The 18,095-nt window shown below is 68.9% G+C and carries 18 protein-coding genes and 1 pseudogene; 12 read left to right on the top strand and 7 right to left on the bottom strand.

Annotated features, from left to right (window positions below; all coding sequences use genetic code 11):
- Positions 1-239, bottom strand: a 239-nt coding sequence (locus RJ05_RS23325) for a DUF2505 domain-containing protein (protein WP_036540628.1), incomplete at its 3' end; no start/stop codon positions are given.
- 90 nt (positions 240-329) lie between these two features.
- On the opposite strand from RJ05_RS23325, the gene RJ05_RS23320 reads away from it, so the two are divergent.
- Positions 330-1,370, top strand: a complete 1,041-nt coding sequence (locus tag RJ05_RS23320) for a UDP-N-acetylmuramate dehydrogenase (protein ID WP_051016836.1) — start codon at positions 330-332, stop codon at positions 1,368-1,370.
- A 153-nt stretch (positions 1,371-1,523) separates the two neighbouring features.
- Positions 1,524-2,762 carry a L,D-transpeptidase gene (locus RJ05_RS23315; protein ID WP_051016834.1) on the top strand — a complete coding sequence of 413 codons (1,239 nt, stop codon included), beginning with the start codon at positions 1,524-1,526 and terminating at the stop codon, positions 2,760-2,762.
- Between the two features lie 97 nt (positions 2,763-2,859).
- Here the strand turns inward: RJ05_RS23315 and RJ05_RS23310 are convergent, their stop codons facing one another.
- The 3 genes from RJ05_RS23310 to RJ05_RS23300 form a co-directional block, all read right to left on the bottom strand.
- Entirely contained in the window at positions 2,860-3,375 is a 516-nt protein-coding gene (locus tag RJ05_RS23310) for a type III secretion system chaperone family protein (protein WP_014353195.1), read from the bottom strand.
- Positions 3,372-4,742: a D-inositol-3-phosphate glycosyltransferase gene (mshA, locus tag RJ05_RS23305; protein WP_036540622.1), complete on the bottom strand. Its 1,371-nt coding sequence runs from the start codon at positions 4,740-4,742 to the stop codon at positions 3,372-3,374. Before mshA ends, RJ05_RS23310 begins: the two co-directional genes overlap by 4 nt.
- 90 nt (positions 4,743-4,832) lie before the next feature.
- A complete protein-coding gene (locus RJ05_RS23300; RefSeq protein ID WP_014353193.1) occupies positions 4,833-5,654 on the bottom strand; it encodes an alpha/beta fold hydrolase in 822 nt (273 codons plus the stop codon).
- 114 nt (positions 5,655-5,768) lie between these two features.
- Between RJ05_RS23300 and RJ05_RS23295 the strand changes: the two genes are divergently transcribed.
- A complete protein-coding gene (locus RJ05_RS23295; RefSeq protein WP_014353192.1) occupies positions 5,769-6,506 on the top strand; it encodes an SDR family NAD(P)-dependent oxidoreductase in 738 nt (245 codons plus the stop codon).
- 100 nt (positions 6,507-6,606) lie between these two features.
- Positions 6,607-7,227, top strand: coding sequence for an antibiotic biosynthesis monooxygenase (locus RJ05_RS23290; RefSeq protein WP_138445657.1), 621 nt, complete (start codon positions 6,607-6,609; stop codon positions 7,225-7,227).
- Between the two features lie 138 nt (positions 7,228-7,365).
- Here RJ05_RS23290 and RJ05_RS23285 read toward each other — a convergent pair whose 3' ends face one another.
- A complete protein-coding gene (locus RJ05_RS23285; RefSeq protein WP_138445658.1) occupies positions 7,366-7,692 on the bottom strand; it encodes an antibiotic biosynthesis monooxygenase family protein in 327 nt (108 codons plus the stop codon).
- Positions 7,693-7,932: 240 nt separating this feature from the next.
- On the opposite strand from RJ05_RS23285, the gene RJ05_RS23280 reads away from it, so the two are divergent.
- The 3 genes from RJ05_RS23280 (at position 7,933) to RJ05_RS23270 (ending at position 11,977) form a co-directional block, all read left to right on the top strand.
- Entirely contained in the window at positions 7,933-8,829 is an 897-nt protein-coding gene (locus RJ05_RS23280; RefSeq protein ID WP_014353189.1) for an ROK family protein, read from the top strand.
- 113 nt (positions 8,830-8,942) lie between these two features.
- Positions 8,943-9,680 (top strand): phosphoglyceromutase, encoded by a 738-nt coding sequence (locus RJ05_RS23275; RefSeq protein WP_036540631.1) that lies wholly within the window; start codon positions 8,943-8,945, stop codon positions 9,678-9,680.
- A gap of 245 nt (positions 9,681-9,925) precedes the next feature.
- Entirely contained in the window at positions 9,926-11,977 is a 2,052-nt protein-coding gene (locus RJ05_RS23270; protein ID WP_036540619.1) for a CocE/NonD family hydrolase, read from the top strand.
- A gap of 155 nt (positions 11,978-12,132) precedes the next feature.
- On the opposite strand, the gene RJ05_RS23265 is transcribed toward RJ05_RS23270, so the two are convergent.
- Complete coding sequence (locus RJ05_RS23265; RefSeq protein ID WP_036540630.1) at positions 12,133-12,798, bottom strand: NADPH-dependent F420 reductase; 666 nt, start codon at positions 12,796-12,798, stop codon at positions 12,133-12,135.
- 83 nt (positions 12,799-12,881) lie between these two features.
- Here RJ05_RS23265 and RJ05_RS23260 point away from each other — a divergent pair, with 83 nt between their 5' ends.
- The 3 genes from RJ05_RS23260 to RJ05_RS23250 all read left to right on the top strand — a co-directional run bounded on the left by RJ05_RS23260 (position 12,882) and on the right by RJ05_RS23250 (position 15,338).
- Complete coding sequence (locus RJ05_RS23260; RefSeq protein WP_249040623.1) at positions 12,882-13,274, top strand: winged helix-turn-helix transcriptional regulator; 393 nt, start codon at positions 12,882-12,884, stop codon at positions 13,272-13,274.
- A 142-nt stretch (positions 13,275-13,416) separates the two neighbouring features.
- Entirely contained in the window at positions 13,417-14,652 is a 1,236-nt protein-coding gene (locus tag RJ05_RS23255; RefSeq protein WP_036540618.1) for a sensor histidine kinase, read from the top strand.
- On the top strand, positions 14,649-15,338 hold the full coding sequence (locus RJ05_RS23250; RefSeq protein WP_014353185.1) for a response regulator: 690 nt from the start codon (positions 14,649-14,651) through the stop codon (positions 15,336-15,338). The genes RJ05_RS23255 and RJ05_RS23250 overlap by 4 nt, the downstream gene beginning before the upstream one ends.
- 121 nt (positions 15,339-15,459) lie before the next feature.
- Here the strand turns inward: RJ05_RS23250 and RJ05_RS23245 are convergent, their stop codons facing one another.
- A complete protein-coding gene (locus tag RJ05_RS23245; RefSeq protein WP_036540617.1) occupies positions 15,460-16,287 on the bottom strand; it encodes a DUF3109 family protein in 828 nt (275 codons plus the stop codon).
- 154 nt (positions 16,288-16,441) lie between these two features.
- Here RJ05_RS23245 and RJ05_RS23240 point away from each other — a divergent pair, with 154 nt between their 5' ends.
- Positions 16,442-17,473: a Ppx/GppA family phosphatase gene (locus RJ05_RS23240; protein ID WP_036540615.1), complete on the top strand. Its 1,032-nt coding sequence runs from the start codon at positions 16,442-16,444 to the stop codon at positions 17,471-17,473.
- Positions 17,470-18,095, top strand: a pseudogene (locus tag RJ05_RS23235) (hypothetical protein); the annotation flags it as partial. The gene RJ05_RS23240 and the pseudogene RJ05_RS23235, both read left to right, overlap by 4 nt.

The raw sequence follows: 18,095 nt of genomic DNA, 5'->3' as shown, positions 1-18,095 counted from the left end.
GGAATGACCAGGTCACCGGGACGCACGGCGGTGATGGCGGAGGGCAGCAGATCGGCGGCGATGGCCTGCACCATCTCGACGCGCACCTGATCGCCCTCGACGCTCACCGACTCCAGCCGGGCATTCGGCCCGCCGACGGCGGCGATCCGGTCCTTCCAGTACTGCTCGTCGGCGACGGCAGCGCGCACGGCAGCGGCCGGATGGGTGTAGCGGGCCGTATACGCCAGGGGTGTAGCCATGGACGGACACGCTACCGTCTGGCTGTGCGAACTTCACCGTTGGACTCCTCGGAACACGTGCGTGACCTGCTGTCGGGCACCGGTGCGACGATCCGCGACGAGGTACGGCTCGCGGAGCTGACGACGCTGCGGGTCGGCGGCCCGGCGCTGGTCGCCGACTGCGCGAGCACCGACGCGCTGGTGGCGACCGTGCGCGCGCTCGACGCGGCGGGCATCCCGCTGCTGTTGCTCGCTGGTGGATCCAACCTGCTCATCAGCGATGACGGCTTCGACGGCGTGGTGGTGCGGGTGGGCACGACCGAGGTCACCTTCGGAACCGACGGTGTACTCGCCGAGGCGGGCGCGAACTGGGACGCGGTGGTGGCGGCGACCGTCGAGGCCGGGTTCGGCGGGCTGGAATGCCTGTCCGGGATTCCCGGGTCCGCAGGGGCGACGCTGGTGCAGAACGTCGGCGCTTACGGCGTGGAGGTCGACCGGTTGCTGCGCCGGGTCCGGCTGCTCGACCGCACCACCGGGGAGATCCGCTGGGCCGAACCGGACGAACTGGGGTTCGGCTATCGCACCAGTGTGCTCAAGCACAGCGATCGGGCGGTGGTGCTCGCGGTCGAATTCGCACTCGATCCCAGCGGGGCCAGCGCGCCGCTGCGCTACGGCGAACTCGCCCGGATGCTCGGCGCGGCCGACGGCGAATCACGGCCTGCCGCGCAGGTCAGGGAGGCCGTGCTGAAGCTGCGTGCGGGCAAGGGGATGGTGCTCGACCCGGCCGATCACGACACCTGGAGCGCGGGCTCGTTCTTCACCAATCCGGTGGTGGCGCAGGATCGGGCCGAGCAGGTGCTTGCGGCGATCCGCGCGCATGTCGGGGAGGTGGCGATCCCGACCTATCCGGCGCCGGACGGGGTGAAACTGTCGGCCGGCTGGTTGATCGAACGGGCCGGCTTCGGCAAGGGGTTCCCGGGGCCGGAGGCGGCCGCGCGGTTGTCGACCAAGCACACGCTGGCGCTGACCAATCGGGGTGCGGCGACGGCGGCCGATCTGGTCGCGCTGGCGCGCACCGTCCGCGACGGGGTTGCCGAGCGGTTCGGGGTCGGGCTGGTTCCGGAGCCGGTCACCGTCGGGATCACGCTGTAAGGACGCCGCTGTATCGGTAGCTGCGCGATTGCTGTCGCATAAGGTCTCGCGGCAGCAAACAACGGCGTCGACGTGGCCGAACACACACCCGTACCCGCCGATTCGGCGCGAGGATGGTCAGCCGACCGATTTGCCGGGCGTAGATTCGATGGGGTGAGCAACCGACCAGACACGTTCCGGCCGGCTGCCGCTGTGGCGGGTGTGCTGCTCGCGGTGGTGGCGCTGATCGCCGGATGCACGAGCGACCGCGCGGGCTCCGGAGCCGCGTCCGACGAACCGATCGCCTCGGTCACGATGAGCCCGGATGCCGACGCGACCGACGTCAACCCGACCGCACCGATCTCGGTGACGGTCGAGAACGGCACCATCAACCAGATCGCGCTGACCAACGCCAACGGCAGGCAGGTCGAGGGCGAGATGTCGCCGGACAAGCGCAGCTATCGCACCACCGAACCGCTCGGCTACGACTCGTCCTACACCTGGACCGGCACCGCGATCGGTACCGACGGCAAACCTGTCCCGATCGACGGCACCTTCACCACCCTCGCGCCGAAGGCCACCGTCCCGGCCACGCTCAATATCGGCGACGGTCAGGAAGTCGGCATCGCGGCCCCGATCATCGTCCAGTTCAAGGCGCCGGTGCAGAACAAGGCCGCGGTGGAGAAGGCGCTCACCGTCACCACCGATCCGCCCACCGAGGGCGCATGGGCCTGGTTCCCCGACGACAACGGCGGCTCCCGGCTGCACTGGCGGCCCAAGGAGTACTGGACGCCCGGCACCCGCGTGCACGTCGCGGCCATGCTCTATGGACTCGATCTCGGCAACGGCAAGTACGGCGACGCCGACCTCACCTCGGATTTCAGCATCGGACGGGCCCAGATCGTCAAGGCCGACGCCCCCAGCCACCGCATGCAGGTGGTGCGTGACGGCGAGGTCATCTTCGACTTCCCGGTCAGCTACGGCGAGGGCAATGAGGACCGCAATGTGACCCGCTCGGGAATCCACGTGGTGACCGAGAAGTACGAGGACTTCATGATGTCGAATCCGCCGTATTACGAGAACGTGCGCGAACGGTGGGCGGTGCGGATCTCCAACAACGGCGAATTCATCCACGCCAACCCGGCCTCATTGTCGGCGCAGGGCGCGGCCAACGTCACCAATGGGTGCATCAACCTCTCACCCGCCCACGCCGAAGCCTATTTCGCCACGTCGCGGTACGGCGATCCGGTCGAGGTCACCGGCACCCGGATCCCGCTGTCGGCCGCCGACGGAGATCTCTATGACTGGACCATCGACTGGGCCACGTGGAAATCGATGTCGGCGCTGAATGGGAAGCCGGCGACGACCATCTCGGCGACACCAGTTCCGCCGCAGCCCGCGGGTGGGCGCTGATTCCGGCGTCCCGGGTCCGGCTGCAGCCGACCGGCGTGTGAGGGTGGCCGGCTTGTTCTCGCCGCAGCCTGCCGGCGGACGGTAATACCCGGAAAACCTAAGGCGTATCGGACGATTCGTCGATCAAGTGCTCGAACGCGCGCAGGTTCTTCAACGATTCCCCGCGCGAGACCCGCCACTTCCATTCCTTGCGAATGGATTCGGCGAACCCCAGTTCGAGCAGGGTGTTGAAGTCGAAATCGACGGCCTCGAGGACCTGGCCGAAAATGCGGTCGAGTTCGTCGGGGTCGACGGCGTGGTTGGAGATCCGGCCGACGAGGTAGATGTCACCCACGCGGTCCAGGGTGTAGGCCACACCGTAGAGCTTGCGGTTGCGGCGCAGCAGGTATTTGTAGACGCCTTCGAAATTCTCGTCCGGTTTGCGGCAGACGAACGATTCGATCCGCACCCCGTGCTTGCCGACGGTGAGCATGAGCGTGGTCTTCAGCTTGCGCTCGCCGGGCAGCACGACGACGAAGGTGTCCTCGGCGGGGCGGGTGTATTCGATCTCGCGGTCGGCCAGCGTCGCGTCGATGACGTCGGCGACGGCCGCTGCCTCGGGTACCTGGCTCATCGGCGTGCTCCTGTCCGGCGCCGCCACAGCGCCCGCGATCTGGCCTGACTGTCGCCGAGGATAGTCGGCCGGGCCCCGAAGGCGGCGGGGCCGGAGCGGTCGTCGGCGAATCGGGACAGTGCGGCCGAATAGCTGGCCAGCAGTCCGTCGGCGGTGTGCGCCCAGGAGAAGCCCGCGGCGTGTTCGACGGCCCGCGCGCCCATCTCGGTGAGCCGGTCGGGGGCGTCGAGCAGGGTGGTCAGGGCGCCGGCCCAGTCGTCGGTGCGGTGGCCGGGCACCAGCAGGCCGGTGTGCTGATCGCGTACTGCGGTGCCGAGCCCGCCCACATCGGCGGCCAGCACGGGCGTGCCGCTGGCCTGCGCCTCGAGTGCGACCAGGCCGAAGGATTCGTTGTAGCTGGGGACCGCGACCAAGTCGGCGGCGCGATAGATCTGCACCAGCCGGTCGGCGGACTGCGGCGGCAGGAACGTCACCCGGTCGGCGATGCCGAGTTCGGCGGCGAGTTCGATGAGCGCGTCGGGGCGTTTCAGGCCACTGCCCGAAGGGCCGCCCACGATGAGCACGCGCAGCTTGCGATCCGGTTCGCGGCGCAGCACCTCGGCGGCGGCGCGTACCAGCACATCGGGCGCCTTCAACGGCTGGATGCGGCCGATGAACGCGACGATCTGCTCGTCGGCGGGCAGGCCGAACTCCGCGCGGGCGGCGGCCTTGTCGCCGGGAAGGTAGCGGCTCAGGTCGGCGCCGGGCGGCACCACATCGATCCGGTCCGGCTCGGCGCCGTAGAGCTCGACGAGCTGGCGGGCCTCGGCATCGGTATTGGCGACCATCCGGTCGGCCTCGGCGATCACCTGCTTCTCGCCGATCTCGCGGGTCGCGGGCTCGGGACAATCGCCTTCGGCCAGCGCGGCGTTCTTCACCGCGGCGAGGGTGTGCGCGGTGTGCACCAGCGGCACCCGCCAGCGATCCCGGGCCAGCCAGCCCACCTGGCCGGACAGCCAGTAATGCGAATGCACCAGGTCGTAATGACCGGGCAGATGCCTGGCCTCTTGGCGCAGCACCTCGGCGGTGAACGGGCACAGCTGCGTGGGCAGATCGTGTTTGTCCAGGCCCTCGAACGGGCCCGCCACCACATTGCGCACCAGCACGCCCGGCGCGGCTTCCTGCACCGGGGGGACGTTGGAGGAGGTGGCCCGGGTGAAGATCTCCACCTCGGTGCCACGCCGGGCCAGCTCGATGGCGGTTTGCAGCACGTAGACGTTCATGCCGCCCGCATCGCCGGTGCCCGGCTGCGCGAGTGGTGAGGTATGCACCGACAACACGGCGATCCGACGGGGCCGTGGTTCCGGGCGTTGACTCACACTGTCCATACTGCATCGTGTAACGCCCCGTTCAGGTGCCCCCTTCCCGACGAGTGACAGCCATCACAAGCCGGGCGTGAGCTCGCTCACTCCCGCGAGTCAGAGCCCGTCGACGAACTCGCTCACCTCACCGACGAACCGCTCGCGGTCCTCGATGAACAGCCCGTGCTGGGCGTCCTCCCAGAACGAGGTGCGCGACTTCGGGGCCAGCTCGGCGATGTAGCGGCCGTTGTCGATGGGGACCACCGGGTCGGCGGTGCCGTGCAGCACCAGCACCGGAATGTCGAGGTTGCGCAGGGTTTCGGAGTTGTCGACGGTCCGGTAGAACAGCGCCTTGCGCACGAACGGCGGAGTGGACAGGCTCGCGCCGAACAGCCGTTGCGCGTCGACGCCCTTGTCCGCGCCCGGCCCGGTATTGGAATTGCCGAAGGCGGCGAAACCGCGCATGGCCCGGCCCGCGCTCTCCTCGAAGACCGAGGGAATCGCGGTCTGCATGGCCGGGCCCACCGCCGCGCCCGGGACGTCGGGGCCGATATTGGCCAGCGAGCCGGTGAAGATCACGCCGGCGACCGCGCCGGTGCCGTAGGCGGTGAGGTAGTCGCTGATCGCGATGCCGCCGTAGGACCAGCCGAGCAGTACGGCGCCGGACTCGATGGATTCGGCGGAGAGTACGGCGGCGAGATCGGCGGCCCAGTTCTTCGGATCGTCGTAGCCGGATTCCGGCGCGCCGGAGTAGCCGTGGCCACGCAGATCGACCGCGATCACGCGGTACTTCTCGGCGAGGTCGTCGGCGGCCTGGCCCCAGCACCGCAGGTTCGCCGACCATCCGTGCAGCAGCACCAGCGGCCTGCCCTCGGCCGTGCCGCTGACCCGGTAGACGATGCTGGTTCCGTCCGCGCTGACGACTTCCCGAATACCCATGGCGTCAGGCTAGCGGCTCGCCGTCGGCGGCGGATCCGGTGAGCGCGTGCGGGGCGAGGTGATCCGCGGCGGGCGCGCGGCGCGGCTGGTGGAGGCCCTTTAGGCTCGACGGTTATGAGTACACGTACCGCTGTCGTCACCGGAGCCAGCTCGGGAATCGGGGAGGCCACCGCCCGCGAGCTCGCGAAGCAGGGCTACCACGTGTATGTCGGGGCCCGCCGGGTCGACCGATTGCAGCGGCTGGCCGAGGAGATCGGCGGCACCGCACTCGAACTCGACGTGACCTCCGACGACTCGGTGCGCGCCTTCACCGACGCCATCGAGCGCGTCGACGTGCTGGTCAACAATGCCGGCGGCGCCAAAGGCCTGGCCACGGTCGCCGAGGCCGACCTCGACGACTGGCGCTGGATGTGGGAGACCAATGTGCTCGGCACCCTGCGGGTGACCAAGGCGCTGCTGCCCAAGCTCATCGACTCCGGCGACGGGCTCATCGTCACCATCACCTCCGTGGCGGCCTTCCACGCCTACGACAACGGCTCCGGCTATACCTCCGCCAAGCACGCCCAGGCGGTGCTGCACCGCACGCTGCGTGGTGAGCTGCTCGGCAAGCCGGTCCGGCTCACCGAAATCGCGCCCGGCGCAGTGGAAACCGAGTTCTCCCTGGTCCGCTTCTCCGGCGACGAGGAGCGCGCCGCGAAGGTCTACGAAGGCATCGACCCGCTGGTCGCCCAGGACATCGCCGAAATCGTCGCCTTCACCGCGTCGCGGCCGCCACACGTCAACCTGGACCAGATCATCGTCAAGCCGCGCGACCAGGCCGACCCAGGCCGCTTCGCCCGCCGCACCTCCTGATGAGGCGAACGGCCTCTTGCCTCTGCGTGCTCGAGCGAGCATCGTGAAGAGCACCGGTGGCGCCACCGGGCGCTGCCCCGAAGCAGAGAGGGGGTGGATCGTGTACGCGCGATCTACCACGATTCAGGCGCAACCCTCCGCTATCGACGACGGGATTGCGCATATGCGTGATGTCGTGCTGCCTGAACTCCAAGAAATACCCGGGTGCGTCGGACTGTCGCTGATGGTCGACCGGACCAACGGCCGCTGCATTGCCACCAGCTCCTGGGAAACCGAAGAGGCCATGCATGCCAGCGCGGAACGGGTAGGCCCGATCCGCGAGCGCGCGATCGCCCTGTTCGGCGGCAGCGCGCACGTCGAGGAATGGGAAATCGCCGGCCTGCACCGGGCCCACCGCACCCACGAGGGCGCCTGCGTGCGCGCCACCTGGGTGAAGACCGATCCCAGCCGCATCGACGCGGCCGTCGAGGTCTACAAGGCCGGCACCCTGCCCGCGATGGAGGAACTCGACGGGTTCTGCAGCGCGAGCCTGATGATCAACCGCAGGTCGGGCCGCGCCGTCTCCTGCACCACCTACGACGACGCCGAGGCCATGCGCCGCAGCCGCGAACAGTCCGCCGCCCTGCGCGTCGACGCGGCCCGGCAGACCGGTGTCGAGGCCCTCGACGTCCGCGAGTTCGAACTGGCCCTCGCGCACCTGCGGGTGCCGGAAATGGCGTGAGGTTCCGGTAGTTCGATGACCGCGTGAACCGGTGGGTCGCGATACGACGACCCGCCGGCTCGTCATGCCGCGATCGGGCGGGCTCGGCCCGGACCCGTTCGGCGACGACGCCCAGGGTGCCGCCATCGAGGCGCATCCCTATTCCGCCTGCCGGAAGCCGTGGTGGCGCAGCTGCTCGCAGACGGTGATGGAGTACTCGCTGTAGAAATCGGTCCGGCCGAGCTGCTGGGCGCGGCGGTGTTCGGGATCGCTGCGCCACGCGTCGTGATGGGCGCGGTTGTCGAAGACGACGATGGAGACCCGTTCGCCGTCGGCGGCGGTGTAGGTCTTGATGTCGAGGAAACCGGGCATCGCGCGGGCGCGTTCTTCCATCCGGTCGGCCATCGCGGGGTAGCCGTTGGCTTCGGCGTCCGGACGTAGACGCGAGCGGAAGATGGTCACGATCTGGGGGTCGTCATCGGTCACGGGCAGAGCATGCGTCCGCCGGTGATCGAGCACCAGTCAATTTCCAGTCGAGTCGTATGCCGCACGGCTCATCGCCGCTCGGCAGTTCGCGGTTGTGGCGTTCCGGCGGGAGCGGGCGGGGCGCGGCGCTGATGGCCACCTCGTAACGGCGTTCGACACGGCGCTAGGTGGCTCGCTCCGCTGCGCTCGGGGGAGCGGGGTGGGCGACAATCGTGGCGGCGTAGTGATGAGGGAGGCGACGTGGCGGTGCTGGCGCTCGATATCGGGGCGACGAAGTTCGCGGCGGGGGTCGTCGACGAGCGGGGACGGGTGACGGGGGTGCGGCGGGTTGCGGTGCCGGAGTCGGGGGTGTGGGAGGCGTGCCGGGGGCTGTTGGTCGAGGTCGCGGCGGGAGAGGCGGTGAGTGCGGTCGGGGTCGGATCGGCGGGGCCGGTGGATGTGCCTGCGGGGATCGCCGGGCCGTTGAATATTCCGGAGTGGCGGGAAGGGTTCGCCATCGTTGACGCGGTCGGTGCGCTGTTTCCCGGTGCCGCAGTGCGATTCGCCATCGACGGCGCGTGTCTGGCGCTGGCCGAACATCATTCGGGTGCGTTGCGCGGTGTGCCGAACGCACTGGCGATGACGGTCTCGTCCGGGATCGGTGGCGGGCTGCTGGTCGACGGTCGCGTCGCTTCCGGCCGGACCGGCAACGCGGGCCACATCGGGCACATCGTTGTTCCGGGCTGGGATGTGCCGTGTGCCTGCGGTGGTTTCGGGTGCGTCGAGGCGGTCGCGAGTGGGATGTCGTCGGCGCGGTGGGCCAGGGAGCAGGGGTGGACCGGTGCGAACGGGGCGGAGCTGGCGCGGGCGGCCGCGGCCGGCGACCGGATCGCGCTCGCGGCGCTGGAACGGGCCGGGACCGCGCTCGGGCAGGCCGTCAGTTCGGCGGCGGCGCTGCTGGACGTCGACACCGTCGTCATCGGCGGCGGCTTCGCGCATTCCGGCGAACCGCTGTGGGGCCCGATGCGCGCGGCCATCACCCGGCATGCGGGACTGAACTTCATCCGCGATCTGCGGGTGCACCTGTCGACGCTCGCCGACGGCGCCACCCTCGTCGGCGCCGCCATCCTCGCGGCGGATCTGCCCGCAGTCGGCTGAGTGCCGCATCAGGCTGCCCGCGCTTCGGCACGAGCTCCCCGATCCCCTGACCGGCCCCGCACCCCCTCGAGGTGCCCGCCCGTCACCGATCCGACCATGGCAGGATGGCCCGCATGACGTACACCCTCGTGTTGCTGCGCCACGGCGAGAGCGAATGGAATGCCCTGAATCTGTTCACCGGCTGGGTGGACGTCCATTTGACGGACAAGGGCATCGCCGAGGGCAAGCGGGCCGGCGAACTGCTGGCCGAGCACGGCATCCTGCCCGACATCGTCTACACCTCGCTGCTGCGCCGCGCGATCAGCACCGCCAACATCGCCCTGGACGCGGCCGACCGGCATTGGATTCCGGTGGTGCGTGACTGGCGCCTGAACGAGCGGCATTACGGCGAGTTGCAGGGCAAGAACAAGGCGCAGATCCGGGACAAGTACGGCGACGAGCAGTTCATGCTGTGGCGTCGCAGCTACGACACCCCGCCGCCGCCGATCGAGGCCGACAACGAGTACAGCCAGACCGGCGATCCGCGCTATGACGGCATCGAGGTCCCCCGCACCGAATGCCTGCTCGACGTGGTGAACCGGATGGTGCCGTACTGGGAGTCGACCATCTCCAAGGATCTGCTCTCGGGTAAGACCGTGCTGGTCGCCGCGCACGGCAACTCGCTGCGCGCCCTGGTCAAGCACCTCGACCAGATCTCCGATGACGATATCGCCGGCCTGAACATCCCCACCGGCATCCCGCTGCGCTACGAGCTCGACGAGAACCTGCGCCCGGTGCGTCCGCGTGAATACCTCGATCCGGAGGCCGCCGCGGCCGGTGCCGCCGCTGTCGCGAGCCAGGGCGGCAAGTAAGCACTTCTCGCACACCTCTTCAGCGCGCCGCGTCTCACGTCGAGACGCGGCGCGCTAGCGTTTCGGCCCGATCACGCACCAGCACCCGTCTGGGTCGGTCGCCGCTCTCGAGCGTCCTCGGGACCTCGCAAAATCGGCGTCCGACCGGCCGCCGAGCGCGCTAAGTGACTGACGATTATTACTCCGCGGTAAGGGCTGTGTAGGCTGCTGCTCGTCTGACCAGTGCGAGAGGTGGGTCACGTCCGATGAAGTACGTCTTACGGGCCGTCGTGATGATGGTGGCGGCGGTGCTGCTCGTTCCCCTACTGGGACAGAGCGCGCTCGCGCGGCCCGCCGCGGTCGGTCCGGACGGTGGTGCGGCAGGGGCGAGCTGGGCCGCGTCCCATGACGGCGCCCAGCAGTACCCGAAGATCCATATCGAATGGGACGTGCCGATCACGATGAGCGACGGCACGGTGCTCAAGGGCAACGTCTACCGTCCCGCCGACGAGTCCGGGCGCCCGGTCGACACGAAGACGCCGACCATCGTCAACATGACGCCCTACACCAAGTTGGTGTCGAATCTGGCCGATCACGCCGGGTCGGTCCCCGGTCTGTCGGACGCGCTGCTGCAACTGCTGCGCGATATCGACTTCAGCGGCACCCCACTGTCCGGCGTCACCGACCTCACCAAGGCCTTCGCCGGTGGTGAGCTGCGTAATTTCGCCGTCGACCGGCAGCTGGTGAAGAGCGGCTACTCGCAGGTCGTGGTCGATGTGCGCGGAACCGGCTTCTCCCAAGGTGTCTGGGACATGCTCCGCGATCGGGAGCAGCAGGACACCGTCGAGGTGATCGAGTGGGCGTCGAAGCAGCCGTGGTCGACCGGCAAGATCGGCATGAACGGCATCTCCTACTCCGGCATCAACCAGGTGCAGGCCGCCGAGAAGCAGCCGGCCGCGCTGAAGGCCATCTTCCCGGTGGTACCGGGTAGCGATCTGGCCAACGACGTGCTCATGCCCGGCGGCGGCTTCGGCTTCAACTTCATTCCGCTGTGGCTCACCGCGATCAACGGCCTCAAGTGGGTGCCGGACGTGTCCTCGCTGGTGCTCGGCACCTTCGATCAGCAGTGGCTGACCGACCGGCTGGCCTCGCCGTTCACCTACCTCGACGTCTTCCTCAACGCCTACACCAAGGTGAACATCGACGACATCGACCCGCGCCTGCACGGCATGCTCGACCACAACAGCCCGGAACGGCAAGCGTGGCTGGGTGATCCGTCCAAGATCACGACCCCGACCTTCGTGGTCGGCGGCTGGCACGATCTGTTCACCTACTCCGAATCCAAGATCTACAACAAGATCTCGCTGCCGCCGGGCCAGAAGCAGCTGCTGATGGGCAACACCTATCACCTGAACTCCGGCAACGAGTACGGCAAGCCGGGCCTGCCGCCGCGCTTGGACGTGTTGCAGCGCGCGTGGTTCGACAAGTGGCTCAAGGGCATCGATAACGGCATCGACAGCTACGGCCCGGTGACGTTGCGTCAGCAGGGCGGCGGCTGGGTCACCCGCGGCGGTTTCGGCGAATCGGCCCCGGCCGACCAGCGTGCCGAGCACCGGCGGATGTACCTGTCGGCCGCGCCGAGCGGCACCGCGCGCAGCGTGCACGACGGCTCGCTCACCGCCGGCGTCACCAGCGACACCGCCCGCCTGACCGTCGCGCCCGGCCTCACCAGCCTGTGCTCCAACGATGCCGCGCAGGGCACCGCAGGCGTGCTGTCGATCATCGACGGTTGCGCCAAGGATTCCCGCATCCAGGAACTCAACGGGCTGACCTTCACCAGTGCGCCGGTCGCCGAGGCGACCACCATCTCCGGCCCGATCGCGGTGCGGCTCAATACCGTTCAGGACGCCACCGACGGCTACTGGGTGGTGACGGTCAACGATGTCGCGCCCGACGGCCAGTCGACGGTGCTGTCCTCCGGCCAGCTGATGGCCTCGCTGCGCGAGGTCGATCAGGCCAACAGCAGCCGCTCCGGCAACGGTGACTACACCGACCCGCGCCCGTTCACCTCGGTCGAGAAGCGCAAGAAGACCGTCCCCGGCGAGGCCACCACCCTCGACATCGGCCTGCCCGCCACCGAGGCCCTGCTGAAGCCGGGCCACCGGCTGCGCGTCGACGTCTACGCGGGCAACTTCCCGAAGGGCCTGCCGATCCTGCCCATGCTGGCCGACACCGAACTGAAGCCGCAGCACGTCCAGCTGGACCCCCAGCGCCCGAGCTTCGTCAACATCCCGGTGCGGGGGAACACGGGCTGGTGACACCCGCCCTCGGTCGCTCCTGAATCAGGCGCGGCGATCACGGAGGGGAATCGCCGCGCCGAACCTGTGGCCCAGCGGGGTCGCGTGAGAATCCGAACTCGCGCGGCCCCGCTGCTCGTTTCACGCGGTGAGTTCCGTCGCGGCGTCGGCACGGATCACTCGGCGACCGCGAAAGCCGCTTCGACTGGCGGGAATGCGGCGCGCGCGTCATATCCGGCGAACCACAGTCCGACGGTGAATACCGCAGTGGCTTCCAAGTAGCGCGCCCGGTGCAGGCCGCCCGCGAGTATCGGGACGAGCCGCAGATCTTCGGCCAGACCTGCCACCAGGAGCACCGCCGCCGGATCATCACCGCAGATCGGCACCGCCAGTGGCCGGTTGTCGAAAACCCTTGTCGTGCCGGCGAATACTTCCGCAGCGCACACATTGAACGCCTTCACCACCTGTGCACCAGGAGCGGTGGCGGCGACCCGTTCTGCGACCGCGTCCTCCGACAGCACGAAGGCGATCACGCCCTCGGTCGCCGCGGTATCAGGAGCGAACGCGTTGGTGCAGTCGATGACCGTGCGGCCGGTCAACGTCTCCGAGGCGATCGTGAGGACGTCGTCGAGGGCCCCGGCCGGGACGGCGAGGAGCACCGCGTCGCCGAAGCTCGCCGCGTCGCGAATGTCGCCGCTGCCCGTGCCGTGGCCGATCGCGCACGCCGCCTGCTGAGCCGCGGCGAGATCACGAGCGCCGATGACGATCTCGTGTCCGGCTGCGGCCCACCCGCCACCCAGTGCGCGCGCCATCTGTCCGGCGCCGATGATCCCGATTCGCATGGTCACTCCTGTGCTCGAAGACCGGTCGGCCTTGTCGAAGATCTGTCGCCGCCGACGGTAGGTATTCCGATAGGCACCTCCGGGTGCGTGACGGCAGTGGCACTCTGGAGGACGTGCAGGTGGAGTTCGCCCCGTACGGCGATTTCGAATCGGACTGCCCGGCCCGGATGGGCGTGGACCTGTTCGGCAATACATGGCTTCCGGTCGTGGTGTACCTGCTGCGCGATGGCCCGATGCGTCCGCGCGATCTGCGGGCGGCGATCGGCGGCATCAGCCAGAAGATGCTGACCCAGACCCTGCGCCGGATGGAGCGGATGACGCTGGTCGAGCGCGGCAGCTATCCGGGGGCCCCGCCCCGCGTCGACTACGTGCTCACCGAGGCGGGGCGCGATCTCCTCGGTCCGATCTACGCGCTGGGCGAATGGGTCGAGGCGCACGGCGCCGCGGTCAACGCCGCCTTGTACGACACGCCGTAACCACGGCGTCGCCCGGTTACGCCCGGCTTTGGCCGAACAACAAGTGAACGCCTGGCTAACGTCGCCATAAGCACCTGTGACCTGCGTGAAACTTCGCGGACCTGGCGTAGCGGCCGCGGCCGGCGACCGTACGATTCATAGTGTGAGTGTTCCCCAGGCCGTGTTGCTGGCAGTCGTCGCGGCTGTCGTCGGACTGGCGATCGGCGGACTGCTCATCCCGTATATGAATGCCAGGCAGGCCGCGCGCAGGCAGGCCGAATCCGGCCTCACCATGTCGCAGGTGCTCGACCTCATCGTGCTGGCTTCGGAAAGCGGAATCGCGGTCGTCGATGAGTACCGCGACGTCGTGCTGGTCAACCCGCGCGCCGAGGAACTCGGCCTGGTCCGCAACCGGCTGCTCGACGAGCGCGCCTGGGCGGCCGTGGAGAAGGTACTGGCCAGCGGCGAATCCGCGGAGTTCGATCTGACCGCCAAGAATCCGGTGCCCGGCCGCAGCCGCATCGCGGTGCGCGGCGTGGCCAGGCCACTCTCGCGCGAGGAAACCAACTTCACCGTCCTGTTCGCCGACGACGACTCCGAACAGGCGCGCATGGAAGCCACCCGCCGCGATTTCGTCGCCAACGTCAGCCATGAGCTCAAGACGCCGGTCGGCGCGATGAGCCTGCTCGCCGAGGCGCTGCTGGAATCGGCCGACGACCCCGACGCCGTGCGCCACTTCGGCGAGCGTGTGCTCGGCGAGTCACGCAGGCTCGGCAAGATGGTCACCGAACTGATCGCGCTGTCCCGGCTGCAAGGGGCGGAGAAGCTGCCGCAACTGGAAGTGGTCGACGTCGACACCGTGGTGATGCAGGCGGTGGACCGCTCCCGCACCACCGCCGAAGCCGCGGGCATCACCGTCAGCACCGACCGGCCAAGCGGGCTCGAGGTGCTCGGCGACGAGACGCTGCTGGTGACGGCGCTGTCGAACCTGGTGGAGAACGCCATCGCGTACTCTCCGGCCGGATCGCACGTCTCGGTCAGCCGGTCGTTGCGCGGCGACCACGTCGCCATGGCCGTCACCGATCGCGGCATCGGTATCGCCAAGGAAGACCAAGAGCGGGTGTTCGAACGATTCTTCCGCTCGGACAAGGCGCGTTCGCGCTCGACCGGCGGCACCGGCCTCGGGCTGGCTATCGTCAAACACGTGGCCGCCAACCACAACGGTGAGATCACGCTGTGGAGCAAGTTGGGCACCGGCTCGACTTTCACCCTGCGTATACCGGCACATCACGAAACCGACGGCGAGGAAGAAGCCGGCGGCGTGGTGATGAGCAAGAAGGAAACCAGCCCGCGCCCGATAGCGCCGGGCCGAACCAATGGTGTGGAGGCACGCAGATGACGAGTGTGTTGATCGTCGAGGATGAGGAGTCGCTGGCCGACCCGCTCGCCTTCCTGCTGAAGAAGGAAGGTTTCGAGGTCACCGTCGTGGGTGACGGCCCGTCCGCGCTCGCCGAGTTCGACCGGTCCGGTGCCGACATCGTGCTGCTCGATCTGATGCTGCCCGGCATGAGCGGCACCGACGTGTGCAAGCAGCTGCGCACCCGCAGCGGTGTGCCGGTGATCATGGTGACCGCCCGCGACAGCGAAATCGACAAGGTGGTCGGCCTGGAATTGGGCGCCGACGACTACGTCACCAAGCCGTATTCGGCGCGCGAGCTCATCGCCCGCATCCGCGCCGTGCTGCGCCGCGGCGCGGGCGACGAACTCGACGGGGGCAGTGAGAACGGCGTGCTCGAGGCCGGCCCGGTGCGCATGGACGTCGACCGGCACACCGTGCTGGTGAACGGCAAGCCGGTGACGTTGCCGCTCAAGGAGTTCGATCTGCTCGAATACCTGCTGCGCAATTCCGGCCGGGTGCTGACCCGCGGCCAGCTCATCGACCGGGTCTGGGGCGCGGACTACGTCGGCGACACCAAAACTCTGGATGTGCACGTCAAGCGGCTGCGTTCGAAGATCGAAGCGGATCCGGCGCGGCCGGAGCACCTGGTGACGGTGCGCGGCCTCGGATACAAGCTCGAGGCCTGACCTCCGAGCACGGTCAGCAGCCCATCGCCGGCCGGTGCTGTGCCCCTCGGATCGCGGCGGGCCGACCGGGGACCATGCGGGCCGAGAGCCACGGGATGAGGTCCCGACGCCGAGTCCGCGCCTACGCGGACTGTTCGGCCGTCGCCGCGTGATCGCGCATGCGGTCGGCGTGCACCGTCGCCGGATGCACGGCGATCAGCCCGAGCCCTTCGCGGCGCTTGCAGTGCCTGGCCAGCTCGTCGTAAGCGGGCTTGCCGAGTAGTTCGGTCAGCTCGGGACCGTAGGACTGCCAGACCGGTCGCGCGCCGACATGCGCGTCCGGGGAACCCGAGCAGTACCAGTGCAGGTCCGCACCGCCGGGGCCCCACCCGCGGCGGTCGTATTCGGTGATCACGGTGCGCAGGATCTGCACGCCGTCGGGACGGTCCACCCAGTCCTGGGTGCGCCGGATCGGCAACTGCCAGCACACGTCCGGCTTGACCTCGAGCGGTTCGATTCCGCGCCGCAACGCCATGGTGTGCAGCGCACAGCCGACCCCGCCCGCGAAACCGGGACGGTTGAGGAAGATGCAGGCTCCGTCGTAGCGGCGGGTGCGCAGGGCGGGCTCGTCCTCGAGCTCGTCGAGCTCCAGATAGCCCTTCTTGCTGACCTTGCCCTCGGCGTTGCGCGCCTGGTCCATCAGCTGCCAATCCTGCGGTGTGAGCATTTTCACAGCCTTTTGCAGGCGCTTGCGGTCGTCGGTGTCGGCGAGGAAGGCGCCGTGCGAGCAGCAGCCGTCATCGGGGCGGTCGTCGAGGATGCCTTGACAGGCGGGGGTACCGAACACGCACGTCCAGCGCGACAGCAGCCAGGTGAGGTCGGCGACGATGAGATGCTCGTCGTTTGCCGGATCGACGAATTCGATCCATTCACGCGGGAAATCGAGGTCGACTTCGGGAGTCGGGTCCATCTTTCCCGCTGGTCGCGGCCGGGTCTGGCCGGATGCCGCTGCGCCTGCCGTCACACCTGTCGACGCTAACAGTTCGGTCGCCTGAGCTGAAGCTCGCACCCGGCGTCGTCGACCGCATCAGGTCCGGCCGCTCGGTCGCGAGTACCGTGTTCATGTGCGTCTCGGGGTACTCGATGTGGGAAGCAATACCGTTCACCTGTTGGTGGTGGACGCGCATCGGGGTGGCCATCCGATGCCGATGAGCTCGACGAAAGCGACGTTGCGGCTCTCGGAAAACATGGATGACGAGGGGAAACTCACCCCAGCGGGTGCCCAGCGGCTGATCGCGACGGTCAAGGAATTCGCCAGCATCGCCCAGACCTCACGGTGCGTGGAGCTGATGCCCTTCGCCACCTCGGCCGTGCGCGACGCCACCAATTCCGATGAGGTGCTCGCGCGGGTCCGCGCCGAGGCCGGCGTCGATCTGAAGGTGCTCTCCGGCGAGGACGAGGCCCGGCTGACGTTTCTCGCGGTGCGCCGCTGGTACGGCTGGAGCGCGGGCCGCATTCTCAACCTCGATATCGGCGGCGGCTCGCTGGAGATCACCAACGGCGCCGACGAAGACCCCGATGTGGCGCTGTCGCTGCAACTCGGTGCCGGCCGGCTGACCAGGGAGTGGCTGCACGAGGACCCACCGGGCAAGCGCAGGGTCGCGGTGCTGCGCGACTGGCTGGACGCCGAACTCGTCGCACCTGCCAAACAGGTGATCGATGCGGGCGCACCGGATCTCGCCGTCGGCACGTCCAAGACCTTCCGTTCGCTGGCGCGGCTCACCGGAGCGGCGCCCTCGGGCGCGGGCCCGCGGGTTCGACGTACACTCACCAGCTCAGGTCTTCGTCAACTGATCGGTTTCATCTCCAGGATGACCGCCTCGGACCGGGCGGAGCTGGAGGGCGTGAGTGCGGACCGGTCCCAGCAACTGGTGGCCGGTGCCTTGGTCGCGGAGGCGAGTATGCGGGCTCTATCGCTGGATAGCATCGAAATTTGTCCGTGGGCGCTGCGGGAGGGACTGATCCTGCGCAAACTGGATACCGATATGAACGGTGGACCGCTTGTCACAGGCACACCGGGTACGGCAGCAGGCCTCAGCGCTGCCGCGCCCGGCGGCGCCGCGTCGGCGGGCCCGATCGAAACGGTGCCTTCATGAGTGAGGAATCCAAACAGCTGTCGGTCGCCGAACTGCTGGCCCGCAACGGCCAGCAGGGAGCGGCCTCGTCCGGTGGTGGCCGGCGCCGCCGAGCCGGACGCGGGCTGTCGGTCGCCGAACTGACCGGCGACCTTCCGGTGATCGACAGCGGACGTTCCGCGCATTCGGCGCCAGACGACGATGATGAGGTTCCGCCGCCCGGCTCGGGCGAGGCCGGTGGTGTGAACGGTTCGCACGGCGTGAACGGCTCGGCCGGTGTCAGCGGTTACGGGTCCGCTTCCTCCGCCACCCAATTCCTCGCTCCCTCTTACGAACCACCTGCCCCGCACGCCCCGGAGCCCGAGCCGGTCTATTCGCCGATGTCGGGCCCGATCACCCGCTTCGACCCGCTCGCCGGTGACGCCGATACCGAGCCGCGCGAACGTCGCCGCTCACGCCACAGCGCACCGGGGGCGGATGACGGCACCGGTGTCGAGACGCCGTCGCCGGTCGTCGCCGAGGCGCTCGGATCCGGGCGCACCGGACGTCGCCGTCGGCGCGCCGATCCCGACGACGAGTACGACGCCGAACCCCAGGCACTCAACGGCCACGCCACCGACCACGTGCGTCGCGGCTGGCAGCC

The sequence above is a fragment of the Nocardia cyriacigeorgica NBRC 100375 genome (assembly GCF_000308555.1).
GTDB classification, from domain to species: Bacteria; Actinomycetota; Actinomycetes; order Mycobacteriales; family Mycobacteriaceae; genus Nocardia; species Nocardia cyriacigeorgica.
Note: the sequence above shows the minus strand (reverse complement) of the source record. Positions and strands in the feature narration are given on the sequence as shown.